The organism is Megalodesulfovibrio paquesii (assembly GCF_054653055.1).
Window position 1 is genome coordinate 425,054 of sequence record NZ_BAAIGQ010000008.1, and the last position, 23,517, is coordinate 448,570.

A 23,517-nucleotide genomic window follows, 5' to 3' on the forward strand; every position below is an offset into this window, starting at 1 on the left:
ACCCGGATATTGGACGGACAATGCCCCATCGGAATCGGCCCCTGTCTTTATTCGCTCCCTCGTTGGACGTTGATCCGTCCATCAAGGCGGCGATGCGACGGGCGTATGAATCCTCGGGACTGAGTATGGAACAGGTAGTGGACCGGATGAATGAGGCGGCCGGGGAGCACGGGATCACGCTCTCGGCCGGGCGTGGCGGGCGGTTGTCCGTCGAGACTTTGGCCAAATGGCTGAACCCAATGGAAACTGACAGGCCAGTGCCGACGCGGGGGATGGTGGCATTTTGCCGGGCCTTGCACACGCTGGAGCCATTGCAGGCTCTGGCGGCTCCGCTGGAGGCGAGGGTGATCGACCGCAAGCAAGCGGCCCTGCTGCAGCTTGCGGAGCTGGAAGAGGCCGAGCGGCAACTGAAAAAGAAAAAGGCCCGCCTGCGGGCCGTGCTGGAGGACTAGGCATGACGGGCAAGCAACCTATGGCCATGGCGCGGCGTATTGATTCCGTGGAGAGCCCACGCAACGGGCGGGCGATCCGGGCGTACCTGGTGCGCAAAGGGATCAGCATGGCGGACATCGCCAGGGATCTGGAGTGCTCCCGCAGCCTGGTCTGTCACACGGTGCGTGGCGGAAAAAACAACAAGCGGGTGCTGGCGCGGCTGGTTGAGCTGGGCGTGCCGCGCCGTTATCTGGCTCTGCCGGACGGCGTAGGGGTGGCTGCGTGAAAGCGCTGCCGGCAAAGGTTATCGCCTGTGCGCTTGGCACGCCTCTGAGGACGTTGCAATGGCGCGCCCAGGCCGAAGATTGGCCCTACGTCACCGGCACGCGCGGCGCACGGCTGTACCTGCTGGAGGGGTTGCCGGCGGCAGTACGGGAGCGGGCCTTGGCGCATGTGCTTGACCAGGCCGCGCCGCTGGTTGCTTCACAGTCAGGGCCGGCTCCTGCCGCACAAGTCCCGGCTTGTTTGGCCTCGCCCTTGCGGGACTGGCAGGCGGAGGTGCGGGACGCGCGATTGGGCGTGCTGGAAGCCGTCCGCGAGCTGGCGGACTCCATGCAGGTGGGGATCATCAAGGCCGAAGCCACATTTGCAGAGATGGCCGCGGGGGGGACGTTGGCCCCCCGGCTGGCGGAGTTGGCCGCGTTGGCCAATGCCCGCAAGGGCGAACAGCGGGCCGTGAGCGCCGTGACGCTGCGGCTCTGGCGCACCACGCTGGACCGGCAGGGGGCGGATGCCCTGGCCCCGAAGCCCACCAAATTGCCAGACAATGCGCCCCCGGCGTGGCTGGGACCGTTCCTCAAGCTGTACCGCCGGCCCGGCAAGCCGACCATGGCCATGTGCTATGAAGTGGCTGCAACCCAAGGGTTGCGCCTGCCGTCCATCAGCGCCGTGGAACGGACCATCAAGCGGCTGGGCGCGGTGCAGGCCAACAAGGGCCGCATGGGGCCGCGGGCGCTGCGGAATCTGCAAGCCTACGTTAAACGCACCTTCAAAGAGCTTTTGCCCGGCGACGTGTACACGTCCGATGGTCATCGCCAGGACATGAAGGTGCTGCACCCGGATCATGGCCAGCCATTCCGGCCCGAGGTGGTGGCGGTATTGGATCTTGCCTCGCGCCGGTGCGTGGGCTGGAGCAGCTGGGAGCATGAATCCGCCGGGCTGGTGGCGGATGCCCTTCGGCACAGCGTGGAAACGGCGGGCATTCCGGCCCTGTTCTATGCGGACAATGGCTGCGGCTTCAAGAATGAGATGTTGGGACGGGAGAGCGACGGATTGTTGCTGCGCCTGGGCGTGCGCATTGAGCACAGCATCCCCTACAACTCTCAGGCACGCGGGGTCATCGAGGGTTTTCAGAAGAACTGGATTCGAAGTGCGCGCATGCTGCCCGGCTACTGCGGCTGGGACATGGATGATGAGGCTGAGAAGAAGATCCACAAGCTGGCGCTGGTGCAGATCAAGGAGCGCGGATCCTCTCCCCTGTATCCGACCTGGGATCAGTATCTGGCCTGGATGGACGAGCAGATGCGGGCCTACAACGCCCGGCCGCATCGTGGCTTGCCCAGGATTCAAGATCCGAAGACGGGCCAGCTCCGTCACCAGACCCCGGACGAACGCTGGGCCGAGCTGGCCCGCGATCCCCTGTGCGAGCTGTTCCACCCGACGCCCGAAGAGGCCGCCGAACTCTTCCGGCCGCATCTGATCCGCACCTGCCGGCGCTGCCTCGTGACGCTGTTCAACCGGGAGTACTACGCGCCGGAATTGGAGGCCATGCACGGGCAGGAAGTGCAGGTTGCCTACGATTTGCACGACTTCTCCAAGGTCTGGGTCCGCAACCTGGACGGCCAGCTGCTGGCCATCGCCAAGCAGGACGGCCACGCCGCGGCGTACTTCCCGCAATCGACCATTGAACAGGCCCGCGAAGGCCGCCGCAAGGCGCAGCTGAAGCGGGCGCAGGCCAAGGTGGTGGAGATGCAGGGATATGTGCTCGGGGGAACTGAGTTCCCCCGAACCCCCTCCATTCCACTCGATCAGGGGGGGCAGGGGGGATTATCCCCCCTGGAGGCTGCCTCCATTGCCCCCGCCCCGGCGGGGAACCCCAAGCGTGAGCGCTTCCTCAAAGCGCAGGCCCTGGAGGCCCGGCGCACGGGAGGCGAGGCCCTCTCGCCGCATGAAGCCAAGTGGCTGGATTATTACGTCACCACACCAGAATACCTCAGCCAGGCCCGGCTCTATGAAGAGTTCGGGGAAGTGGCCCTGGGATAACAGGAGGAACAGATGAGAGTGTTGCAACGAGTCCCCCAACGAGGTCGCATCGTGATCCATGGCACGAGTTACGAACACCCCGCATTGTGCCTGCAGCATGGGGGCGAGGTGAAGGTGGCTTTTGATCCTACTGATCTAGGCAGTGTGTGTGTCTATGACAAATGTTCACGCCCCCTGTGTGTTGCCAAACAGGCCACCGTTGGCCCTGCCAAGAAAGGAGCCTGAGATGACGGCAGCAGGCACGGGCATTGCGCCCCTGACAAACGTGCGGCTCTTTGCCGAGCTGGTGGAGCGGGTCTGCAACCGGCCGGCGCACCTGCCGGGCATGGCCACGTTCCACGGGCACAGCGGCTACGGCAAGACCTGGAGCGCCATCCACGCGGCCAACAAGGCGCGGGCCAAGTACGTGGAGGTGGGGTCATCCTGGACCAAGAAAAAGCTGTGCACGGCCATTGCCACCGAGCTGGGCCTCGCGCCCCGTGGGACCATCGGGGACATGGTGGAAAAGGTTGTCGAAGCCCTGGCCGTGGCCAATGCGCCGTTGATCATCGACGAGGCCGACCATCTGGCGGCCCGTGGCATGATCGAGCTGGTGCGGGAGCTGCACGACGCCAGCGGCGCGCCCATCATCCTGATTGGCGAGGAGCGACTGCCGGACAAGCTGGCCCAGCATGAGCGCGTCCACAACCGGATGCTGGACTGGCTGCCGGCCCAGCCGGCTACGGTGCAGGACTGCGAGCTGCTGGCCCGGCACTACTGCCCGGATGTGGCCATTGCGCCGGGGTTGTTGGCCCGGCTGCACCAGGCCAGCGGCGGGCGGCTGCGGCGTATCTGCGTCAATCTGGAACGGGTGCGGGAAGCGGCCCGGACCGAGGGCTGGGAGCAGGCGGACGAAGCCGCCTGGGGCAAGCGGGACTTCTTCAAAGGGGAGACCCCGGCCGTGCGGAGGGCTGCGTGATGCCTCCGAAGCCTATTGATCAACGCCACCCCCTGGCCGGCAATGACGCGGTTTGGACGGCCATGCTGGAGCTGACCGACGCAGGCGGGGACATCACCGTGACGGCTCTCCACCGCAAGACCTTGCGAGGCAAAGGGGAAATCCGGGAATACCTGCGCCGGCTGTGCCTGGCCGGGGTGTGCGAGATGCAGGCCGGTGCAGGACACTTCGCCGCAGCCCGGTACACCCTGGTGCAGCGTCCGGCCCAGGCCCCGCAACTGGCCAAGGATGGCCGGCCAGCGCCGGAGACGGACCAGCAGCGCCTGTGGCGAGCCATCCGCATGGCCAAGGTGTGCACCGTGGCGGACCTGACGGCCACGGTGGGAGCAAAGGCCGGCGCCGTGGAATCCTATCTCAATTATCTGACCCGCGCCGGCTACCTGACCCGTGCCGGCGACCAGTACCGCCTGGTGCGCCAGCACGGGCCGCTGGCGCCGATGATCCAGAAGGTGAAGCAGGTCTATGACCCCAACCTCCAGGCCGTGGTCTGGCCGCAAGGGGCGCAGAAGGGGGCGCGGCCATGAGTGCGCTGCAGGTGGCGAGGCAGCACTGGAGCCCGCTGCCGCCCTGGGTGGAGACCCTGGCCAAGGCCTGCGACGCGGAGAGCCAGGCGGCAGTGGCCAAGCAGTTGGGCGTCTCCCCGGCCCAGGTCAGCACGGCGCTTCGGAGCAAATACCCTGGCGACCTGGTCGGGCTGGAAGCGAAGGTCTGGCGGGTGCTCGGCGGGGACGTGGTCACCTGCCCGGTGCTGGGGGACATCGAAGGGGCCACGTGTCTGGAGCATCAACGGCGGCCTCTGGCCGCGACATCCGGATTCCGCGTGCGGCTGCATCGGGCCTGCCAGGCCTGCCCACAGCGCATCGTGAACGGCAGTTGAAGGAGTGTTGCAATGTCAATCGCTATTGAAATCATGGAGACGGCCTTTGCCGTGCAGCGGCTGCAGGGCTGGAGCAGCGACCCCAACCTGATACGCGAGTCCAGGGATATTGCGGAACGGCTGGTGCAGCTGGCCAAGCATGTGGATGCCCTGGAAACGACGGACAGAGCCAACATGGAAGCAGAGGAGGTGACGGCATGAGTGAGGAACAGGCGGCCTACGGAGCGACACCCCAGACCGACATGGCCGATTTTCGCCAGGATGCCCGCGGCAATCTGGTACACGTGAAGAACATCAAACCCCTGGACATGGCCCGCGATGACCTGGTCCGGTCCATCATCCCAGATGCCCTGGCCTTGCGCCAGGCCCTGCGGGACTTCAAGGCCAGGGTGTCCGGCGATGTGGCCGCCTTCGTGGATCTGGCATTCGAGGAGTACGGCGTCAAACGCGGTGGTAGCAAAGGCAATGTCAGCCTGCCGACCTTTGACGGCCGGTACAAAGTCGAACGCGTCATTCAGGAGCGGGTGGAGTTCGACGAACGCATCAAGGCGGCGCAGGCCCTGGTCCAGGATTGCCTGACGGAATGGACCTCCGGCGTGTCCCCGCAGGTGAAGACCATCATTGACGCGGCCTTCCAGGACGACGGCAATGGCATGCTCTCGCGGGCAAAGGTCTTGAGCCTGTTGCGCCTGACCTTTGAAGACGACCGCTGGACTCGGGCCATGGAGGCCATCAAGGACAGCCTGCGCGTGGTGGATAGCAAAACGCACTTCAAGATTCTCGAACGTCAGGAAGACGGCAGCTATCGCAACATCCCCCTGACGTTGAGCGACGCATAACCCAAGAGAAGAAGAAGGAAATCATCATGACCGAAGCACAGCTCATCGACGCCATCAAGGACAAGTTCGCCGGAGATATCACCAAGACCGCCATCGGCCAAGTGCTGGACGCCCTGGCCGCGGTGGCCACTGAAACCCTGGCCCGTGGGGAGAGGGTGCCCCTGCCGGGCCTGGGCAAGCTGGAAGTGCAGCAGCGCGCCGCTCGCATGGGGCGCAATCCCAAGACCGGCGCGCCGCTGGAGATTGCCGCCAGCAACACGGTGAAGCTCAATCTGGCGCAAGCGCTGAAGGGGGCGGTGAATCCGTAAGCGAAACGGGAGGTCTCCTCCCGTCGGCCGGCGGTGGTGCCCGGCCCTGATGAGCAGCCAAAAGGAGAGCAGTATGGAAATGTGCATGGATATGTGGCGGATCGAACCCGAGCGTTGCGGATTCGCCGGATTGATCACGCCCCGTGATGGGCTGGTGGGGTATCTTGTCGCCATGCCTTTGGACGAATCTCCCTATTTCAGAATGGGTGAATTTGACCTCGAGGCCTTTGAGGCAGCCGAACTCTCATACATTTTCCCTTTGACGCGGGAGGGATTCCGCGCAGCGCATCAAATGTTGCGGGCAGATTGCAAAGTGCAAGGCCATACCCTGGTGAAGCAATAATGAGCCAGGCCTGGGTGGTGAAGGAGCTGTAGCATGGACGGCCTGAATCTGAACTGCTTTGACGAGGACGTGATCCAGGAAGTGGACCGGCTGTGCTTTGCCCAGCCTGAGCCGTTGCCGGCCTGGCAGGCCATGCCGGCGCGTGTTGCCGCGCCGGTTGCCGCGCCGGAGCCTGCGGGCGCTGTGCCCCTGATTCCCGCCGAATCCATCGAAGCCTTTCGCCGGGCGACGTTGTCGTTACGCGCCGCCCAGGCCGAGCTGGCCGTTGCCCGCGACCGCATGCGCGCGGGGCTGGCGGAATTGACCGCCCAGGTTGACGAATCCCTAGACGCCGTCACCCGTGCCCTGGCGCGGTATGAGGTGGCGCGCGTGTTGTACGAGACGCTGGAGGAACCGAAATGAAGCGCACGAGAACCGCTGCCGCACATGGCCCCACCCATGCCCCGCAGGACAAGAGAAAGGCCCTGGCCCTGGTGCACGTGGCCAAGCAGAAGCTGCGGCTGGATGACGATGTGTACCGCAACCTGCTGCAGGATCGGTTTGGCGTCGGGTCTGCCAAAGACCTGACCCCGGCGCAGCTGGGGTTGTTGCTGGACCAGTTCCGCCAGCTCGGGTTCAAGCCGTCTAAAAAACCGACGGATGTGAAGACGGGCCGCGGCACCGCGCCACTCCTGCGCAAAATCGAAGCCCTGCTGGCCGCCAAGGGGCAGGACGAAGGCCGCTTTGTGCCCCTCTCGTATGCCGAGGGCCTGCTCAAAAAGATGACCGGCGTGGAAAAGATGGAATGGGCCACGCCCGAGGATTTGCGCAAAGTTGTGGGCGCACTCTCGGTGCACAATCGGCGGCACGGTGGGAGGCAGTCCTGATGCCGCGGCCGTCTGCCCTGCTGAGCGACCCCTCGCACCGGACGCGCTGGCTGCCGGCCTCCCTGCGGGCGCTGGCCGAAGAGCTCGGTCCCGGCGGGGGCGAGGCCTGCCTGCGGCTGATGGAGGCCTACGGCGGGGTGGCCCGGCTGTACATCCCGCGGCACATCGGGCCGGGGCATCCCATCGCCCGGATCATGGGCTGGCCGGAGGCCGCGCGCCTGGCGGCCATCTATGGCGGCGACTATCTGTGCAACGTGCCCCTGGGCACCGAGGCCGTGCGGAAGGCCCGGGACGCCGAAATCGTGGAGCGCGTGGCCGGCGGCGCCTCGCCGCGGGATGTGGCCCTGGACCTGCGCCTGACCGAACGCACGGTGCGCCGGGTGCTGGCCCGGGCACGGGAGGCCGGCCCCCGGCAGGGGAGCCTGTTTGATGACTGACGCCCTGGGCCGGCTGGCAGGGACCTGGCGGAGGCCATCTCCCGGCTGCAAGGATGTGGTCCGCTTCGACGTGGGCGGCGGCCGGCTGTACGGCTTTATCCACGGCCGGGCCTTCGCCCGGGATCTGCTGGTTGAAGACGTGGCCGAGACAGACGCCGGCCTGGTCTTTCAGCTCCGCGCCGATGGCAAGCCCGTGCGGGCCACCATCGGCCAGGATGGCATCCTGGCCATGGAAGCCGGCGGGAAGGTGTTCATGTTTAGACGGTTGGAGGCACAGAAATGAGCAATGGCAACGAATTCGCTTCGCTCCCCATGGAAGCCATCCAATGGCTTGCCAACGGCGAGCGCGGGCTGTCCTCGAATGCACTGTTCACCCGGTTGACGGGCGTTGACGCCCTGGGCCGGGACAAGAAGTGGTGGAGGTTTCATCCGCTTGACCCGGCTGATTTCCGACGTTGCGTGCTGCTGCTGGAGACGGTGCCGGGGTTCCGGGAAAAGCTGCCACTGATGTGCGACGTCTCCCCGCAATGGGCGGCCCTGGTGGCCCACTGGGAGGAGCTTGAGGCCCTGCTTGTGGATGAGTACCCTACTGGGTTCGCGCCAAAAACGCACGAGTGCATGCGGGAGATTCTCATGGAGGCTGGGAAATGACCTGCTATCGCAAGGCCCTGCACGTGCAGACCATGCAGCCGTGGTACATGCTCCAAGAGCGGTTTGACCCGACTATGTTGGAATACCACCTGGGCCTTGCCCCGTGGATTGGTTGGGATGCCTCGGAATATGGTGGGATCGAGCGCTTCACCGATGAAGAAGTTGCCGAGCTCTTCACCTTCGAGGAAGAAGCCCCGCCCGCGCTTCGGCACCTCTTCGAGGCCATGCCCTCGTTTCACGAGTGGCGTGGCCTCTGCCGGGTATCGGGGTTGGCATCGTGAGCGTTAAAAAAGCCGGGTTGCCCCGGCTTCGTTCACTTGTCCCGCCTGCGCCACTCCCACGGCGGGGTGGGATCAGGCTCTGCCCAAAGGCCGCGGCTCGTTGCCCTCGCGGCAGCCTCGCTTGCGTCCCATTGCTTGCAGACGGCGATGGTGCAATATTTTGTGTAGACCCAAGCGTGCCCGGCCTCCACGATCTCCCCATTGAGGCTTTTGCCGTCAATGGAGACCAGGGCAACCTGCCGACCATACCGGTCCACGTCCACCGTTTCCCCTTCAACCACCGCGTTGTAGGCCTTGGCCCGGACGAATTGCGTCGCCTCGAAGCCTCCAGGCTGGGCAGATTCCGGGCAATCGATCCCGTACAACCGCACTTTGATCGTCGTGGCATTGTTCAGGATGACGTGGATGGTGTCACCATCGGGGATGTACGAGACGACGCCGGACCAGCCCCAGGCAGAGGCCGGCACAAGCAACAGCAGGAAAACGAGCAGCCGCGTCATGGCTTGCAGACCTTGCATGGGCGGTATCCTGCAGCAATGGCTGCATCGCGGGATTCAAAGGCGGCTGTGCAGCGTTTGCAATTGAAGTGTTTGCAGCCCTGGATATGGAAGATGCCGGATTCAGTATTGCCGTGGTACGTTGCTCCGGCGGCGTGGAGCATGGCCGCAGCGCCCATAGCCAAGGCCAGGGACAAGGCCAGCGAGACGGCCAAGTTGCGAAGTGGAAGCATGTCTCCTCCGATAGCTACACGGTTGATGGTATTGACAAGCCAGCATGCATGGCTCTTGACATTTTCCCGCATCGGGTGCAACTCTTTCCATACGGAGCCTGAGAACTCCTCAAAGGTCGGACCCGCACCCGTTAGACTTGCGGTTTTTTTGCGCCCTGCGTCTTCCTGACGGCAGGCAAGAGCCCAGATTGTTTTGCCGGGTGTAGGTTAATACAAGAGCCCTTTCGGGGGTAAATAAGCCTGCCGCTACCTTTGGCGGTTCTCAGCACCCGGCTTTTTTTGTTCATGAGAAAATCAAAGGAGCTCTGCCATGTCTGACCTGATCCCCCTTGATGTGACCCGCGACCTGGAGTTTCACGGCGACACGCCTGTGATCTCTTCCCTGCGCATTGCCGAGCGTTTCGATAAGCAACACGGCAACGTTCTGCGCGACATCCGCGAATTGTCTACCAAGTGTTCGGAATCATTTGTTGGACTCAATTTTGAGTTCAATACATACACCGATCCCATTGGCCGCACTCTGCCTATGTGCTACCTGACCCGCGACGGATTTTCCATGTTGGTCATGGGGTTCACCGGCCCCGAGGCCATGCGCTGGAAGGAAGGCTACATTGCCGCCTTCAATGCCCTTGAAGCGGCCGTGAAAAAGTCCCTGGTACAGCGCCTGAAGCAGGCCGAGGCCGCGCGGCAGGCCCTGGAGGCCACGCACCGGGAGCAGGTGGCGGGGCTGCTGGCCCTGCCCGATGAGCGGCGGCAGCTGCTCTTGCGGGTGGGGCGGTACGCGAAGATGGGGCTGGCCCGGTGGGAGATCACGCGGTTGACTGGCCTGCACAAGGACACGATCCGCAAAATCCTGCGGCAGGCCGAGGCCCTGGGGCTGATCGACCCCCCGCAAGAGCAGGAAAAGCCCTTTGGGGCGCAACTGGCGCAGGCCCTGTTTTCCATGGAGGCCAGGGCATGAACTACCTGCGCCCGACGGACACGTGCCAGGATGCCCTGGAGCGGGCTGCCGGCGTGGCGGCCTTTCTGGGAGCCGTGGCGGAGCGGGTGGCCCTGGAGCCCCTGGCCCCTGAGGAAGCCTATGGGCTGCAGTGCGTGGTGATGGCCCTTGAGGAAACCCTGACCCTGGCCAAGGGCCTGCCGCCGTGCCGGCGGCCCGGCAGCCTGGCTGCATAACGCATATGGGGGAAGGCCCTGACCCATCAGGGGGCAGGGCCTTCCTTTTTCGCCCAACTCCACATAGGATGGCCGCCATGCGTACCAGCTTCGCCCTGATCCTCTCCTTGCTCCTGATCCTGCCTGCCATCGCCCAGGCCGCCCAGGCGGCGGACGCCGGCCGCATGGTGGACGGCCAGGGGAGGACCACAGGGACGTACACCCGCCAGGGGGACGGCGTGATCCTGCGGGACCGCCAGGGCCGGACGCTGGGGCGCATGGAACAGACGCCCGGCGGGGAGGTGCGCGCCACGGACCGCCAGGGCCGGCGCGTGGATCCTGCGGCCGTGCTGCCCGGGACATCCCCAGCGCCTTGACCCCGTCCCCTTTCCTTGCCCCGCTTGCTTCGGCCTGACACGTGTCAGGCCGTTTTTTTTGGTCCGCCAGGGGTAGCGTCTGCATATTGCTGCATCTTATTTGCCTGGAGGTCTCATGCGCACTCCCCTGACCGATGCCGACATTGCCGCCGCAGCCGCCGCCCTGGGGGTGGAGGCGTGCGCCGTGCGGGCCGTGGTGGCCGTGGAGTCCTCGGGCCGCGGATTTCTGCCCGACGGCCGGCCGAAGATCTTGTTTGAGGGGCATGTCTTTTGGCGGGAGCTGCAGCGGCGCGGCATCGCCCCCGAGCCCTTGTCCGTGGCGCACCCTGGCATCGTGTACCGCACGTGGGACCGCGGCAAATACAAGGGCGGTGCGGCGGAGCATGCCCGTCTGGCGCAGGCCAAGGCGCTGCACGAAGAGGCGGCGTTGTGTGCGGCGAGTTGGGGGCTTTTCCAGATCATGGGCTTCAATCACCGGTCCTGCGGATTCGAGACGGTGCAGGCCTTCGTGGCTGCGCACGAGGCAAGCGAGGCGCGGCAGCTGGAGGCCTTTTGCGCCTACCTGCGTGCCGCGAGTCTGGTCGCCCCCCTGCAGCGGCTGGACTGGGCCGGATTCGCCCGGCGCTACAACGGACCGGGCTACAAGGCAAACAAGTACGACACCAAGCTGGCCGCGGCGTATGCGCGCTGCCGGTCGGCATCCTCCCAGTAACCTTCCACCCACACACGAGGAGCAACGCCATGGCTGATTTCAATGCCGTCAAACCACTGTTCGCATCCAAGACCTTCTGGGGCGGCCTGGTGGCCGTGCTGGCCGGGGCCGCCAGCGTGGCGGGCTATGCCCTGTCGCCCGAGGAGCAGGCCCAGCTGGTGGAGGCCGTGGTGGGCGTGGCCTCGGCCCTGGGCGGCGTGGTGGCCATTGCCGGTCGCATGGTGGCCACCAAGGCCATCAAGTAGGCGGCAGCCCGTGGACTACGCCACCGCCAAGTTTTGGATCGACCTGGCCCAGACGTTGTTTACTGGCGCATTAGGCGTATACATTTACATGGTCAACCGCGAACGGGTCACGAACCAGCGCATCAAGGAGCTGGAAGACACCCTTGAAGCGCGTTTGAACGACCATGCCTCGCGCCTGGCCAAGGTGGAAACCACGTGCTGCACCACGCCCAGCCAGGCCCAGCTGCATACGGAGCTGGGCAAGGTCTATGAGCGCATGAATCGCATCGACAGCACCTTGAACGACCTGGCCGGCGAATCCCGGGCCAACCGCCAACTGCTTACCACCATGCATACCTTCCTCCTGGAGCGCAACGCATGAACACCTACGCCACCACCGTGGAGCAGCGCCGCCGGCTGGACCTGCTGCGCCTGCTGGCCCTGGAGCCCGGCTACCGGCTGAACGCCCCGCTGCTGCAGGCCTGCTGCTGCGAGGCCGGCTTGCCCAGCACCCTGGACCAGGTCGAAGGCTCCCTGGCCTGGCTGGCCGAGGCTGGCCTGGTCAATCGTGAGGCTGTGTCGGGAGTGACCGTGGCCAGCCTGACGCCCCGCGGCCTGGATGTTTCCCGCGGGTTGGCCGAGGCGCCGGGCGTGGCCCGGCCCCTGCCCGGGGAATAGGGGGAATCGCATGCCCCAGCCCTCGACCATCGACCGCCTGCCGCCGGACATCAAGGAACAGCTCCAGGCCCTGCTGCGGGATCCGCGGGTGACGCAGCTGGAGGCCACGGCGCGCATCAACGCCATCCTGGAAGAGGAAGGCCATGCCGAGCGCGTCTCCAAGAGCGCCGTGAACCGCTACGCCCGGAGCATGGCCGTCGTAGGGGAACGGCTGCAGCAAAGCCGCGAGGTGGCGGCCATGTGGATCGGCAAGCTGGGCTCCCAGCCGGCTGGCGAGGTGGGCAACCTCCTCAATGAGGTATTGCGGACCCTGGCCTTTGACTGCGCCCTGGGGCTGGCCGAAGAGGAAGGCGGGGCAACGCCGGCCCTGCTCATGAAGCTGGCCATTGCCGTGGAAAAACTGGAACGGGCGGCCAGCGAGAACGAGAAGCGGGCGGCGCGCATCCTGGAACGCGAACGGGCGCGGGCGGCCGAGGCCCTGCAGCAGGCCGGGCACAAGGCCGGGCTCTCCCCGGACGTCCTGGCCATGATCCGCGAACAGGTCTACGGCCTGTCCGGATAGTCCGGGTAATCCATGCCAGCCCTGGAGCTCTACCCCTACCAGCGACAGTGGATCGGCGACAAAAGCCGGTTCAAGATCGGCATGTTTGCCCGGCAGACGGGCAAGACCTTCACCACCACCCTGGAGATTGTGGATTCCTGCCTGGCCGCCGCTTCCCAGGGTGGCCGGGAGCGTTGGGTCATCCTCTCCCGCGGGGAGCGCCAGGCCAAGGAGGCCATGGACGAAGGCGTCAAGCGCCACGCCCAGGCCTACGGCGCGGCCTTTGATTTCCTGGAATATGACTGGAAGGGCGAGGCCTCGTACAAGGCCCTGGAAGTGACGTTGCCCGGCGGCAGCCGCATCACGGGCCTGCCGGCCAATCCGGACACGGCCCGCGGGTTTTCCGCCTCCTGCTTCCTGGATGAATTTGCCTTTCACCAGGATTCCAAGGCCATTTGGAAGGCCCTCTTCCCGGTCATCTCTGCCGGCCACCGGCTGCGCATCACCTCCACGCCCAACGGCAAGGAGAACAAATTTTACGAGCTGATGACCGGGGAAAGCCGGGTCTGGTCCCGCCATGTGGTGGACATCCACCGCGCCGTGGCCGACGGGCTGCCGCGGGACATAGCCGAGCTCCGGGAAGGTCTGGATGACGAGGACGCCTGGGCGCAAGAATACGAACTCAAGTGGCTGGACGAAGCCTCGGCCTGGTTGTCCTATGACCTGATCAATTCCGTGGAGCATGACGCGGCCGGGGAGCCGGACCACTACCAGGGCGGCCCCTGTTACATCGGCGTGGACATTGGCCGGCGCAAGGACCTGTTCGTCATCTGGGTCCTGGAGCTGGTGGGCGACGTCTTCTGGGCGCGCGAGCTCATCACGCGGCAGCGGGCGACCTTCAAGGAACAGGATGCCCTGCTGGCCGCGTGCTTCGACAAGTACACCGTGGTCCGGTGCTGCATGGACCAGACCGGCATGGGCGAAAAGCCCGTGGAAGACGCCAAGGACGCCCACGGCCAGTACCGCGTGGAAGGCGTGCTCTTTACCGGGCCGGCCAAGCAGCACCTGGCCACCCTGGGCAAGGAAGCCTTTCAGGACCGCCGGCTGCGCATCCCCCAGGGCGACACGGGCCTTCGGCGGGACTTGCATTCCCTCAAGAAAATCCAGGCGCCCCTGGGCGCGCCGCGGTTTCTCTCCCAGGGGGATGCCGATTCCCACGCCGACCGGGCCTGGGCGCTCTTCCTGGCCCTTTATGCCGGCGGCACCGCAGCCGAACGCTTCGCCTACCAAGCCGTGCGCCAGGGGGCGCATGCCTCCAGCGACCAAGCACTTGACGCCGTGCGCCGCCTGGTCAAGGCCGGCGCCGGCTGGTGCCGCGGTAGATTTTGACAAGGAGAATGGGGGACGCCGTCCCCCAAGCCCCCTGCCAGGGGGATGATCCCCCTGGACCCCGCTGAGGGGGCCAGTAGGACAGGGGGGAAATCATTTCCCCCGGCGGGGTGTGGGGCAGCGCCCCACGCAAGGAGCCTCTATGCTGTACGATCATCTGGGCCGGCCGGTGCGGCCGGCGGAACTGACGCGGGAAGTGGCCGCGCCCAGGCTCACGGGCCTGCGCAATCCCTGGCCGGACGCCCTCATCGCCTCGCGCCTGACTCCGGACCGGGTGGCGCGCATCCTCATGGACGCCGGCCAGGGGGATTGCCGGGAGTTTTTGGGCCTGGCCGAAGAGATGGAAGAGCGGGATCTGCACTATGCCGGCGTGCTGGGCACGCGCAAGCTGGCCGTGGCCGGCCTGGCGCGCATGGTGGAGGCGGCCTCGGACGCGCCGCGGGATCAGGAGCTGGCCGACGCCGTGCGGGCATTGGTGGCCACGCCGCAGATGACCTGGCTGGTCATGGACCTGCTGGACGCCCTGGGCAAGGGCTTCGCCGCCGTGGAAATCTGCTGGGAGCGCGGGCCGCGCTGGACGCCGCGGGAGTATAAACGACGCGACCCCAGGTGGTTCATCTTTGACCGGGACAGCGGCGAGGAGCTGCGGCTGCTGGATCCGGAATATCCCGACGGCATGCCCCTGCCGCCGTATCAGTTCGTGGTGCATTATGCGCGGCTCAAGAGCGGCCTGCCCATCCGGGGCGGCCTGGCCCGGCTGTGTCTGGCGTCTTTTCTGTGCAAGTCGTGGACGGTGACGGACTGGATGCGCTTTGCCGAGCTCTTCGGCATGCCCCTGCGCGTGGGCCGCTACGGCCCCTCTGCCAGCGCGGACGACATCGGCACCCTGGTCAGCGCCGTGGCCAACCTGGGCACCGACGCCGCCTGCGTGCTGCCGGACTCCATGCGCATCGAGTTCCAGCAGGCCGGGGCGGTGGCCGGCGGGCAGGAACTCTTTTTGAAGCTCGCCGAATATCTGGACAAGCAGGTCAGCAAGGGCGTGCTGGGCCAGACCATGACCACGGATGACGGGGCCAGCATGGCCCAGGCCAAGATCCACAATGAGGTCCGGCTGGATATCCTGGTCTACGACGCCCTGAACATTGAAGCCACCTTAAACCGGGATTTGATCGAGCCCTTCATCCAGCTCAACTGGGGCAAACAAGACGCCTACCCCCGCCTGACCCTGCCCGTGCCCGAGCCCGAGGACATCGCCGGCCTGGTGGACGCCCTGGCCAAGCTCGTGCCCCTGGGCCTCCGGGTGGAGGCCAGCGTGGTGCGCGACAAGCTCGGCCTGCCGGACCCGCCAAACCTGGAAGACGGCGGGGAGCTGCTGGGAGAGAAGAAGGAAGAGGAGAGAAGGGAGAAGGAAGAAGAGGTCGGGGGAACTGAGTTCCCCCAAGCCCCCTCCACTGGGGCGGGTGGCGATTCCCCAGGGGAATCGTCGCCCGCCCAAGCAGGGGGTCCAGGGGGGATTATTCCCCCTGGTTCTCGCCCTGGTTCTCGGGCGGCCCAGAGCCAGGGGGCAGGTTCCGTGGGGAGTGCCGCGCCCGTGATGACCGATTCCCGGTCCCTGGCCCTGTTGGAAGACATAGAAGCCGAGATGCTGGCGGATGAATGGGAGCCCGTGGCCGCGGAACTGACAGACCCGGTGGTGGCGCTGGCTGAGGCCTGCGACAGCTTTGAGGAGTTTGCCGCCAGGCTGCCGGAGCTGCTGGAGACCCTGGCCCCCACGCAGCTGGCGGCCTCCCTGGCCAAGGCCGCCTTTGCCGCCCGCGGCGCGGGCGATGCGACGGACTAGGGGGCAAGGGAACAGCCATGCCGGACTACACCGACAAGCCGGGGTTCTCCTTTCCAGGCAAGCCGCCCAGGGAGGCGTTGGAATTCTTCCGCAAGAAGGGGCTGCGGGTCTCCTTCAATCATGATGAAGTCTGGGGCGAGGAACACGCCGCAGCCTGGACCGTGGCCAAGGCCACGCGCCTGGAGGTGCTGCAGACCCTGCGCGAGGCCATGGACAAGGCCACGGCCGAAGGCGAGACGATCCGGACTTTTGCCAAGGAGCTGCGGCCGCGGCTCAAGCAACTGGGCTGGTACGGCGAAGGCGTGGAAGTGGTTGATCCCAGAACGGGCGAAGTCAGGAAGGTGCTGGTGGGCCTGGCCCGGCTCAAGCGTATCTATTCGACCAATCTGCGCACGGCCCGTGCCGCCGGGCAGTGGGACCGCATCCAGCGGACCAAGACCAGTCACCCGTATCTGCTCTATCAGCTGGGGCCGAGCCGCGAGCACCGGCCCGAACACCAGGCCTTCAATGGGTTGTTGCTGCCAGCGGATGATCCATTTTGGTCCACGCACTATCCGCCCAATGGCTGGGGCTGCAAATGCTGGGTGCGCCAGGTCTCCAAGGTGGAGCATGGGCGTCTGGCGGGCAAGGGGGACATCCGCCAGCAGGCCCCGGACGTCTCTCCCAGGCCCTGGACCAACCGGCGCACCGGGGAGGTGCTGCAGGTGCACCAGGGCTGTGACCCTGGCTGGGATTACAACGTGGGGAAAACCAGGCGGGACCTGGACGCCGCCCGCCACGCCATGGACGGCCTGGGCCGGGCGCATCCCGGCGACGCCGCGCGGGCCTGGCGGCAGGACCAGGCCCACCTGCTGCCCAGGACCTCCCGGGAATACCGGGCCTGGGCCGAGGGGCTCTCCCTGGGGGACACGGGCCGGCAGTACGGCGGCCGCCGTACCATCGGCGTCATGAGCGAGGCTACCCTGCAGGCGCTGGGAAAACTGGGCGTGCGGCCACAATCCGCGGGCTTGAGCATCGAGGCGCGGGAAGTGCGCCACCTGCTGGCCGAGGCCCGCAAGGGGGCCAAGGCTGTGCCCGCAGGCCATGTGCTCCGGCTGCCGGAGCTGCTGGGCAGGCCCAAGGCGGTGTTGTGGGACGGGGCAGGCCGGCGACCGGCGCTGTTGTACGTCTGGGAAGTGGAGGGCGAAACACGGCTGGCCCGCCTGGCCGTCCGGCTGGATCATGACCTGGGCAAGGGGGCGAAGGCCAATGCCATCCGCAGCGCCGGCATGGTGGACCTGGCCAACCTCAAACAGCCTGGGCTCACAATATTGGAGGGGGAAATTTAAGCAAGGGGTAGCCCTTGGCGGGACGCCAATGCGAGTCAAAGCTCGCCTCCCCCGCATGGAAGCTCGCAAGCAACCACTGGCCCGGCGTTTTTCCAGTCTTCAAGAGCTACCCGATATCGATATATATAGACCCTGGCGCGCGGGTGCGCAAGCCCTTTGTGGCAGTGTTGGCGTTCGCGGCCCATATTTGCCCTGTAACGCCCGCAAGCATCCGGACCACCAGTGATGCCGGGAAGTGACATTGCGGCCGTCAGGCGCGGCGTTAAACGCCTTTTAAACGCTCTTATTGAAGGAGTCAGCGCTCTAGACTTTCTCCCGCCGCCGTGCCACCATTGCAGCGTGCTCTTTTCCCACCCCTTTTGAGGGGGTCCGGGGGAAATCATTTCCCCCGGGAAAGCCGTTTCCCCTCTTCCCCCGCCTTTTCTTCCCCCCTCCCGCCTTGGGCCTGACACGTGTCAGGCCTCTTTTTTTGTCCGCCTCCGGCTAGACCGGGGGGCATGGACACCTTCCGTGCCGCCTTTTCCTATTGCTTCGAGCTGCCGGCCGCGCCCTCTCAGGTTGCGCCCTCTCAGGCCACGGGCCAGCCCGTGCCCGCAGCCCCAGCCGAAATCCAGTTGCTGCCGGCTGGCCCGGAGATCGTGGGCCGGGACGGCCGCCGGTTTGTGCTGCCCTCGGCTCAGGCCGTGGTGGACGCCTTTGCGGCCCGTGGCCGGCCTGCGCCCATCGACCGTGATCATGTGGGCGAGGAGCCCTTGCAGGAAGCCCCGGCGGCCGGCTGGATCACCAGCCTGCGCGTGGCCGACGACGGCACGGTCTGGGGCTCGGTGGACTGGACGCCGCGCGGCGGGCGGCAGGTGGCGGACCGCGAGTACCGCTGGATCAGTCCGGTGCTGCTGCATGACCGGGGCGGCGTGATCCTGGATATCGCGGGCGCGGGCCTGACCAACAATCCCAACCTGCCCCTGCGCGCCTTGAATGCGCGGGGGGCGACATCGCAGGAGGATCCCATGGCCACGCAACAGCAACAGCCGCCGGCTACTGCCCCGGCTCCCGTCCCGTCCGTCTCCCCCGGCTCCCCCGTCTCTCCGGACATCGCCGCCATCACCGCCGTCTTGGGGCTGCCGGCCACGGCCGGGCCGCAGGAGGTGGTGACGGCGATCAACTCCATCAAGGCGTCCGCCATGCCGGACCTGACCCGCTACGTGCCCCGGGCGGACTATGACGCCGCCGCCCAGCGCGCGGCCAATGCCGAGGCAAAGCTTGCGGGCATCGAGCAGCAGGCCAAAGAGGCCGCCATCGAGGCCGCCATTGGCGAGGCCCTCAAGGCTGGCAAGATTGTCCCGGCCACGGCGGACTTTTACCGGGCCAGCTGCCGCCAGGACGGCGGGCTGGAGGCGTTTCGGGCGTTTTGCGCCGTGGCTCCGGCAATCGGGACGCCCAGCGCCGCCACAGGCGCGCCGCCCGAGGGCGCGGCCCCGACCCTGGATGCCCCGGCGCGCGCCGTTTGCGCCGCCCTGGGGATTGCCGAGGCTGATTACGCCAAGGCCCTGCACACCACATCGGCCGAAGGAGGCAAGTAGATGGCTGCCCTGACGGGAGACCGCAATACCCTGCGCCGCGAGCGCAATTTTCTGGAGCTGCCCCTGGCCGCGGGCGCGGTGCTGCATGCCGGCGGCGTGGCCTGTCTGGACGCCACGGGGCATCTGGTCCCCGCGACGTCTGGAGCTGGTGCCCCCGGCCTGGTGGCCGTGGGCCGGGTGGAGGCTGGCGTGAGCAATGCCGGCGGCCTGGCCGGTGATGTGGCGGCCGTGGTCCGGCCCGGACTCTTTTTGCTGGCCTCGGCCACCGCAGCCGACGCCATCACCCAGGCCGAAGTGGGCCGCGTGGTCTATCTGGTGGATGACCAGACCGTGGCCAAGACCGATGGCACGGGGACCCGTGCCCCGGCCGGCGTGGTCTGGGGCCTGGAGCACGGCCAGGTCTGGGTGGAGATCGACCCGTCCCTGTCCGCCACCCTGGCCCTGGCGCTGGCTTAACACAGGAAGAAGGAAGGAACCGTCATGCTCATCAACCGCCAGAATCTCAGCGCCCTGACCACGGGCTTCAAGGTCATCTTTAACAACGCCTTTGCCGGCGCGCCCAGTGACTGGGAGCGCATCGCCATGACCGTGCCCAGCAGCGCGGCCCAGGAAGTCTATCCCTGGCTGGGCAGTATGAGCAGGTTTCGCAAGTGGGTGGGCGACCGCGTGATCCAGAACTTCAAAGAGCACAAGATGACCATCGTCAACGAGCCCTTTGAAAACACCATCGGCGTCAGGCGCACGGATATCGAAGATGATCAGTATGGCGTCTACAATCCGCTGTTCCAGCAGCTGGGCTACGACGCCAAGACCCACCCCGGCGAGCTGGTCTGGGGCCTGCTCAAGCAGGGCTTCGACACGCCTTGCTATGATGGCCAGTATTTCTTCGACACCGACCATCCGGTCATCCTCAAGGACGGCAGCGTGGTCAGCGCCAGCAACTACGGCGGCGGCTCGGGCACGCCCTGGTACCTGTTTGACCTGCGCCGGCCCATCAAGCCCATCATCTTCCAGAAACGCAAGGACTACACCTTCGTGTCCCTGACCAAGGAAGACGACGAGAACGTCTTCATGCGCGCGGAATTTTTCTACGGCGTGGACGCCCGCGTCAACGTCGGCTTCGGGTTGTGGCAGGTGGCCTACGCCAGCCGCCAGCCTCTGACTGCGGAAAACTACGCCGCCGGCCGGGCCGCCATGCAGAACCTGCAGGGGGACATGGAAAAGCCCCTGGGCCTGGCTCCCAACCTGCTGGTGGTGCCGCCTTCCCTGGAGGGCGACGCCCGCGAGGTGTTGCTCAACGAACGCACCGCGGCCGGGGCCACCAACACCTGGCGCAACACGGCCGAACTCATGGTCACGCCCTGGCTGGCCTAGCCCGGAAATCGGAGGAACAACACAATGCCCATTGTCATCATTGCCAAGAAGGACGGCTTCCGCCGCTGCGGCGTGAGCCACAGCGGCCAGCCCACCACCTGGCCCGACGACCGATTCACCCCGGAGGAACTGGCCATCCTGCAAGCCGAGCCCCAATTGGTCGTGCAGGTCGTGCAGGTGGTGCCCGAAACGGAAGCCAAAAAGGCCAAGGGCTAGGCCATGTATTGCACGGCTGCGGACCTGGAGGAGCGCTATGGCGCGGCCGCGGTGCTGCTGCTGGCGGACCGCGACGGGGACGGCCTGGCGGATGCGGGCGTCATCGAACGGGCCATCACTGACGCTGCCGCGGAAGTGGATGGCTGGGTGGCGGCCCGGTACACGCTGCCCCTGGCTAGCCCCTCGCCCGTGCTGGCCCGCTGCGCCTGCGCCATCGCCTGGTACCTGCTGGCGGGCAACCGGGCGGGCGGGCCATACGAGCAGGAACGCAAGGGCTATGAAGACGCCGTGGCGCTGCTCAAGGCTATCAGCAAGGGCGACGTGCGCCTGGGGCCGGAGCCGGAGTCTCCGGCACCGGCCCAGGCCGGCGGCGCGGCCATCTACGCCGGGCCGCCACCCATGTGGAGGCGGCGCGCATGAGCGGCGTTACCTTGCAAATCCACGGCCTGGACAAGCTGCACGCCATGCTGGACCGGTTCGCCGCCAGCATCCAGGGCCGGCGGCCGGAACTCATGGAGGCCATGGGCGCGGAGGTGGAAAGCCAGACCCGGCGGCGCATCCAGGACGAAAAGACCGCCCCGGATGGCGCGGCCTGGCCCGGTTGGTCCCCCCGATACGCCGCCACCCGGCACGGCGGGCAGAGCCTGCTGCAGGCCGAAGGCGGCCTGCTGGACAGCATCCAATCCTTTGCCGACGGGGACGGGGCCGAGGTGGGCTCCAATCTGGTCTATGCCGGCATCCAGCAGTTCGGCGGAGCCGAGGTCGGGTCCAACATCCCGGCCCGGCCGTATCTGGGCGTCTCCGACGCCAACGCCGCGGACCTGGAGCAGGTGGCGCGGGACTGGCTGGCCGATGTGATTGGCCAGGCGGGGGGGCGCTAGATGGACCGCCTGCGCGCCCACCTGGACGCCGTGGCCGCCCACCTGGCGGCTGCGGCCCTGGAAGCCGGGCTGCCCCTCAGGCACTGCGCAGTGCATGCCGGACGGTTTGGGGCGGCGGATGAGATCACCCGCATGGCCCCGCAATGCCCGGCGGTGCTGGTGGCCAGCCTGGGGGTGCGGGAACTGCGGCGCGGCGAGCTGGGCGAGCTGGACGCCGTGGCCGACCTGGCCGCGTACCTGCTGGCCACCGACGCCCCCCGCGCCCCCCGGGCCGAGCAGCTGGCCCGCCTGGTGGAACTGGCCCTGGTGGCCGTGGCGACGCAGGCCTTTTCCCCGCGTGCCTCCTGTGGGGGCCTGGACTATCCGGCCTCCATCCGCGCGGACAACCTGTGGGCCGGCGAGACGCGCGAGCGTGGCCTGGGAGTCTGGGGCGTGGCCTGGCGGCAGCGCATCCGGATCAAGGATCCAGACCTCGCCGAACCGCTGATTACGGATGGGTAACGGCGGATTGACGCCACCGCGAACCCCCAAGCACCCATTCGGCCTGACACGCGTCAGGCCGGGCCAATGGAGGAAACCATGGCAAGAAAGCATCAAGAGGAAACGGCCATGCCTGAACAACTGCTCCCTGAATCTACGCCCCCCGCATCTACGCCGGCAGACTCATCGCCGGCAGACTCTTCACAAGCTGTCGCCGGGCCGGTCGTCCATGTCGGCCCTGTTGTTTATGTGGGGCCGACCCTGGGACGGGATGGCCTGGCGCAGTACCGGGTGTTCAAGGCCGGCCCCTTGCCGCCCGCTGTGCTGGCCCTGGCGGCCCGGTATCCCGAGCTGTCCGGTCTCATGGTGCCCGTGGCCAGGCTGACCCAGGCTCGCGCCGATCTGCGGCGGCCTGGGCACCCCCTGCAGGCAGCCGCCCAGGCCCTGCTGACCGCGTACCGGCAGGCCGGCCGCACTTCTTAAGGAGGCCTCATCATGGCGACTCTTGGCTACAAACATGGGGTATACACCCAGGAAGTGCCCACGGCCGTCCTGCCGGCCCGCAAGGTGGAGGCCGGTATTGCGGTGGTGGTGGGCACGGCCCCGGTGCACCGCGCGGCGGACGGCGTGCACGTCAACGCCCCCAAGCTTTGCTACAGCTACGCCGAAGCCGTGGCGGCCCTGGGCTGGCTGGATGGCCGGCAGACCCGGTACGGCCTCACGGAATACGCTTATGTGACCTTTGCCCTGTACAACGTCGGGCCGGTCATCTTTGTCAACGTCTTTGACCCCGCGGTGCATCGGCAGGTGCTGGACGCGCCCGTGGCCCAGGTCGTTTCCGCCGCCGGCACCCTGCAGCTGGCCCATGACGATCTGATCCCCGGCAGCCTGGTTATCAAAAGCCAGGACGGCGCGACCACATACGCCGCCGGCACGGATTACATGGTGGATGAGGCCACGGGCCTGGTGAGCCTGCTGGAGGGCGGGGCCATCGCCGCCGGGGCCACGGTGTCCGTGGCGGCCTATGCCTGGGCCGACCCGTCCGCCGTGACCGCCCAGGACATCATCGGCGGCATCGACGGGGTGACTGGCGCACGCGAGGGCCTGGAGCTGGTGGAGGCCATCTTCCCCATGTTCCGCCTGGTGCCCGGCTCCATCTGCGCGCCGGGTTACAGCCACCTGCCCGAGGTGGCCGCGGTCATGGCCGCCAAGGCCGGGAGCATCAACGGGCATTTCAAGGCCGTGGCCGTGCTGGACATGGATGCCCAGACCCTGACCCGCTACACCGACGTGCCTGCGGCCAAGGAGCTGGCCTCCCTGGCGGACCCGCAGCAGATTTGCTGCTGGCCCAAGGTGGCCCTGGGCGGCACGGTCTACCATCTGTCCTGCCACCTGGCCGCCACCATGGCCCGTGTGGACGTGGAGCACGGCGACATCCCGTACAAGAGCCCGTCCAACGAGCTTCTGCGCATGGACGCGGCCGTGGCCGGCCCGGCCGGCGCGGAAGAACCGGTCTGGCTGGGGCCGGATCAGGCCAACTACCTGAACGGCCAGGGTATCGTCACGGCGCTGAACTTCACGGGCGGCTGGCGCAGCTGGGGCAACCGCACGGCCTGCTACCCCTTCAGCACCGATCCCAAGGACGCCTTCATTCCTCTC

39 protein-coding genes and 1 other RNA gene are annotated in these 23,517 nt (G+C 66.8%); 38 read left to right on the forward strand and 2 right to left on the reverse strand.

The window, feature by feature from the left end; genetic code table 11:
• Positions 1-20: 20 nt before the first annotated feature.
• The 18 genes from ACYQ00_RS20310 (at position 21) to ACYQ00_RS20395 (ending at position 8,353) form a co-directional block, all read left to right on the forward strand.
• Complete coding sequence (locus ACYQ00_RS20310; protein ID WP_460033886.1) at positions 21-452, forward strand: hypothetical protein; 432 nt, start codon at positions 21-23, stop codon at positions 450-452.
• 2 nt (positions 453-454) lie between these two features.
• A complete protein-coding gene (locus ACYQ00_RS20315) occupies positions 455-718 on the forward strand; it encodes a helix-turn-helix domain-containing protein (RefSeq protein ID WP_460033887.1) in 264 nt (87 codons plus the stop codon).
• A complete protein-coding gene (locus ACYQ00_RS20320; RefSeq protein ID WP_460033888.1) occupies positions 715-2,754 on the forward strand; it encodes a Mu transposase C-terminal domain-containing protein in 2,040 nt (679 codons plus the stop codon). Before ACYQ00_RS20315 ends, ACYQ00_RS20320 begins: the two co-directional genes overlap by 4 nt.
• Positions 2,755-2,766: 12 nt before the next feature.
• Positions 2,767-2,979 carry a Mu transposase C-terminal domain-containing protein gene (locus tag ACYQ00_RS20325; protein WP_460030201.1) on the forward strand — a complete coding sequence of 71 codons (213 nt, stop codon included), beginning with the start codon at positions 2,767-2,769 and terminating at the stop codon, positions 2,977-2,979.
• A 1-nt stretch (position 2,980) separates the two neighbouring features.
• Positions 2,981-3,712 (forward strand): AAA family ATPase, encoded by a 732-nt coding sequence (locus ACYQ00_RS20330; RefSeq protein ID WP_460030535.1) that lies wholly within the window; start codon positions 2,981-2,983, stop codon positions 3,710-3,712.
• Positions 3,712-4,275: a hypothetical protein gene (locus tag ACYQ00_RS20335; RefSeq protein ID WP_460030536.1), complete on the forward strand. Its 564-nt coding sequence runs from the start codon at positions 3,712-3,714 to the stop codon at positions 4,273-4,275. The genes ACYQ00_RS20330 and ACYQ00_RS20335 overlap by 1 nt, the downstream gene beginning before the upstream one ends.
• Entirely contained in the window at positions 4,272-4,628 is a 357-nt protein-coding gene (locus ACYQ00_RS20340; protein WP_460030537.1) for a hypothetical protein, read from the forward strand. Before ACYQ00_RS20335 ends, ACYQ00_RS20340 begins: the two co-directional genes overlap by 4 nt.
• A 12-nt stretch (positions 4,629-4,640) precedes the next feature.
• Positions 4,641-4,829 (forward strand): hypothetical protein, encoded by a 189-nt coding sequence (locus ACYQ00_RS20345; protein WP_460030538.1) that lies wholly within the window; start codon positions 4,641-4,643, stop codon positions 4,827-4,829.
• Positions 4,826-5,467 carry a DUF3164 family protein gene (locus tag ACYQ00_RS20350; protein ID WP_460030539.1) on the forward strand — a complete coding sequence of 214 codons (642 nt, stop codon included), beginning with the start codon at positions 4,826-4,828 and terminating at the stop codon, positions 5,465-5,467. The genes ACYQ00_RS20345 and ACYQ00_RS20350 overlap by 4 nt, the downstream gene beginning before the upstream one ends.
• Positions 5,468-5,493: 26 nt before the next feature.
• Positions 5,494-5,775 (forward strand): HU family DNA-binding protein, encoded by a 282-nt coding sequence (locus ACYQ00_RS20355; RefSeq protein ID WP_460030195.1) that lies wholly within the window; start codon positions 5,494-5,496, stop codon positions 5,773-5,775.
• Positions 5,774-5,838, forward strand: an RNA gene (locus ACYQ00_RS20360) — hammerhead ribozyme type II. The genes ACYQ00_RS20355 and ACYQ00_RS20360 overlap by 2 nt, the downstream gene beginning before the upstream one ends.
• A gap of 10 nt (positions 5,839-5,848) precedes the next feature.
• Complete coding sequence (locus ACYQ00_RS20365) at positions 5,849-6,118, forward strand: hypothetical protein (protein ID WP_460033889.1); 270 nt, start codon at positions 5,849-5,851, stop codon at positions 6,116-6,118.
• 33 nt (positions 6,119-6,151) lie between these two features.
• The gene (locus ACYQ00_RS20370; RefSeq protein ID WP_460030541.1) at positions 6,152-6,520 is read left to right on the forward strand and encodes a hypothetical protein; all 369 of its coding nucleotides are present in this window, start codon (positions 6,152-6,154) and stop codon (positions 6,518-6,520) included.
• Positions 6,517-6,984 (forward strand): gp16 family protein, encoded by a 468-nt coding sequence (locus ACYQ00_RS20375; RefSeq protein WP_460030542.1) that lies wholly within the window; start codon positions 6,517-6,519, stop codon positions 6,982-6,984. The genes ACYQ00_RS20370 and ACYQ00_RS20375 overlap by 4 nt, the downstream gene beginning before the upstream one ends.
• Complete coding sequence (locus ACYQ00_RS20380) at positions 6,984-7,421, forward strand: hypothetical protein (RefSeq protein WP_460030543.1); 438 nt, start codon at positions 6,984-6,986, stop codon at positions 7,419-7,421. Before ACYQ00_RS20375 ends, ACYQ00_RS20380 begins: the two co-directional genes overlap by 1 nt.
• Positions 7,414-7,704, forward strand: a complete 291-nt coding sequence (locus ACYQ00_RS20385; RefSeq protein ID WP_460030544.1) for a hypothetical protein — start codon at positions 7,414-7,416, stop codon at positions 7,702-7,704. The genes ACYQ00_RS20380 and ACYQ00_RS20385 overlap by 8 nt, the downstream gene beginning before the upstream one ends.
• Positions 7,701-8,072 carry a hypothetical protein gene (locus ACYQ00_RS20390; RefSeq protein ID WP_460033890.1) on the forward strand — a complete coding sequence of 124 codons (372 nt, stop codon included), beginning with the start codon at positions 7,701-7,703 and terminating at the stop codon, positions 8,070-8,072. The genes ACYQ00_RS20385 and ACYQ00_RS20390 overlap by 4 nt, the downstream gene beginning before the upstream one ends.
• On the forward strand, positions 8,069-8,353 hold the full coding sequence (locus ACYQ00_RS20395; RefSeq protein ID WP_460033891.1) for a hypothetical protein: 285 nt from the start codon (positions 8,069-8,071) through the stop codon (positions 8,351-8,353). Before ACYQ00_RS20390 ends, ACYQ00_RS20395 begins: the two co-directional genes overlap by 4 nt.
• Positions 8,354-8,385: 32 nt before the next feature.
• Here the strand turns inward: ACYQ00_RS20395 and ACYQ00_RS20400 are convergent, their stop codons facing one another.
• Together ACYQ00_RS20400 and ACYQ00_RS20405 are read right to left on the reverse strand one after the other, a co-directional pair.
• On the reverse strand, positions 8,386-8,871 hold the full coding sequence (locus ACYQ00_RS20400) for a thermonuclease family protein (RefSeq protein WP_460033892.1): 486 nt from the start codon (positions 8,869-8,871) through the stop codon (positions 8,386-8,388).
• Positions 8,850-9,083, reverse strand: coding sequence for an Ada metal-binding domain-containing protein (locus ACYQ00_RS20405; protein WP_460030188.1), 234 nt, complete (start codon positions 9,081-9,083; stop codon positions 8,850-8,852). The genes ACYQ00_RS20400 and ACYQ00_RS20405 overlap by 22 nt, the downstream gene beginning before the upstream one ends.
• A 310-nt stretch (positions 9,084-9,393) precedes the next feature.
• Between ACYQ00_RS20405 and ACYQ00_RS20410 the strand changes: the two genes are divergently transcribed.
• The 20 genes from ACYQ00_RS20410 to ACYQ00_RS20505 form a co-directional block, all read left to right on the forward strand.
• Entirely contained in the window at positions 9,394-10,044 is a 651-nt protein-coding gene (locus ACYQ00_RS20410; protein WP_460033893.1) for a Rha family transcriptional regulator, read from the forward strand.
• A complete protein-coding gene (locus ACYQ00_RS20415) occupies positions 10,041-10,259 on the forward strand; it encodes a hypothetical protein (protein ID WP_460033894.1) in 219 nt (72 codons plus the stop codon). Before ACYQ00_RS20410 ends, ACYQ00_RS20415 begins: the two co-directional genes overlap by 4 nt.
• A gap of 77 nt (positions 10,260-10,336) precedes the next feature.
• Entirely contained in the window at positions 10,337-10,615 is a 279-nt protein-coding gene (locus ACYQ00_RS20420) for a hypothetical protein (protein ID WP_460033895.1), read from the forward strand.
• Positions 10,616-10,730: 115 nt separating this feature from the next.
• Positions 10,731-11,327 (forward strand): N-acetylmuramidase family protein, encoded by a 597-nt coding sequence (locus tag ACYQ00_RS20425; RefSeq protein WP_460033896.1) that lies wholly within the window; start codon positions 10,731-10,733, stop codon positions 11,325-11,327.
• A 29-nt stretch (positions 11,328-11,356) separates the two neighbouring features.
• Entirely contained in the window at positions 11,357-11,572 is a 216-nt protein-coding gene (locus tag ACYQ00_RS20430; protein WP_460033897.1) for a hypothetical protein, read from the forward strand.
• 10 nt (positions 11,573-11,582) lie between these two features.
• A complete protein-coding gene (locus ACYQ00_RS20435) occupies positions 11,583-11,933 on the forward strand; it encodes a DUF2730 family protein (RefSeq protein WP_460033898.1) in 351 nt (116 codons plus the stop codon).
• Positions 11,930-12,229: a VpaChn25_0724 family phage protein gene (locus ACYQ00_RS20440; protein WP_460030569.1), complete on the forward strand. Its 300-nt coding sequence runs from the start codon at positions 11,930-11,932 to the stop codon at positions 12,227-12,229. The genes ACYQ00_RS20435 and ACYQ00_RS20440 overlap by 4 nt, the downstream gene beginning before the upstream one ends.
• Positions 12,230-12,239: 10 nt before the next feature.
• Complete coding sequence (locus tag ACYQ00_RS20445; protein WP_460033899.1) at positions 12,240-12,791, forward strand: DUF3486 family protein; 552 nt, start codon at positions 12,240-12,242, stop codon at positions 12,789-12,791.
• Between the two features lie 12 nt (positions 12,792-12,803).
• Positions 12,804-14,159 (forward strand): terminase large subunit domain-containing protein, encoded by a 1,356-nt coding sequence (locus tag ACYQ00_RS20450; protein ID WP_460033900.1) that lies wholly within the window; start codon positions 12,804-12,806, stop codon positions 14,157-14,159.
• Between the two features lie 142 nt (positions 14,160-14,301).
• Entirely contained in the window at positions 14,302-15,999 is a 1,698-nt protein-coding gene (locus tag ACYQ00_RS20455) for a DUF935 domain-containing protein (RefSeq protein WP_460033901.1), read from the forward strand.
• A 17-nt stretch (positions 16,000-16,016) separates the two neighbouring features.
• On the forward strand, positions 16,017-17,327 hold the full coding sequence (locus ACYQ00_RS20460) for a phage head morphogenesis protein (RefSeq protein ID WP_460033902.1): 1,311 nt from the start codon (positions 16,017-16,019) through the stop codon (positions 17,325-17,327).
• A gap of 497 nt (positions 17,328-17,824) precedes the next feature.
• Positions 17,825-18,907: a phage protease gene (locus ACYQ00_RS20465; RefSeq protein WP_460033903.1), complete on the forward strand. Its 1,083-nt coding sequence runs from the start codon at positions 17,825-17,827 to the stop codon at positions 18,905-18,907.
• Positions 18,908-19,363, forward strand: a complete 456-nt coding sequence (locus tag ACYQ00_RS20470) for a hypothetical protein (RefSeq protein WP_460033904.1) — start codon at positions 18,908-18,910, stop codon at positions 19,361-19,363. It begins immediately after the preceding gene.
• Positions 19,364-19,387: 24 nt separating this feature from the next.
• Complete coding sequence (locus ACYQ00_RS20475) at positions 19,388-20,281, forward strand: Mu-like prophage major head subunit gpT family protein (RefSeq protein ID WP_460033905.1); 894 nt, start codon at positions 19,388-19,390, stop codon at positions 20,279-20,281.
• A gap of 24 nt (positions 20,282-20,305) precedes the next feature.
• Complete coding sequence (locus ACYQ00_RS20480) at positions 20,306-20,497, forward strand: HI1506-related protein (protein ID WP_460033510.1); 192 nt, start codon at positions 20,306-20,308, stop codon at positions 20,495-20,497.
• A gap of 3 nt (positions 20,498-20,500) precedes the next feature.
• Positions 20,501-20,917, forward strand: a complete 417-nt coding sequence (locus ACYQ00_RS20485; protein WP_460033509.1) for a gp436 family protein — start codon at positions 20,501-20,503, stop codon at positions 20,915-20,917.
• Positions 20,914-21,378: a phage virion morphogenesis protein gene (locus ACYQ00_RS20490; protein WP_460032540.1), complete on the forward strand. Its 465-nt coding sequence runs from the start codon at positions 20,914-20,916 to the stop codon at positions 21,376-21,378. The genes ACYQ00_RS20485 and ACYQ00_RS20490 overlap by 4 nt, the downstream gene beginning before the upstream one ends.
• Positions 21,379-21,879 carry a hypothetical protein gene (locus ACYQ00_RS20495; protein WP_460032541.1) on the forward strand — a complete coding sequence of 167 codons (501 nt, stop codon included), beginning with the start codon at positions 21,379-21,381 and terminating at the stop codon, positions 21,877-21,879.
• A 78-nt stretch (positions 21,880-21,957) separates the two neighbouring features.
• The gene (locus tag ACYQ00_RS20500; protein ID WP_460033508.1) at positions 21,958-22,341 is read left to right on the forward strand and encodes a hypothetical protein; all 384 of its coding nucleotides are present in this window, start codon (positions 21,958-21,960) and stop codon (positions 22,339-22,341) included.
• Positions 22,342-22,353: 12 nt separating this feature from the next.
• Positions 22,354-23,517: phage tail sheath family protein (locus ACYQ00_RS20505; protein ID WP_460033906.1), on the forward strand; the 1,164-nt coding region annotated here is incomplete at its 3' end.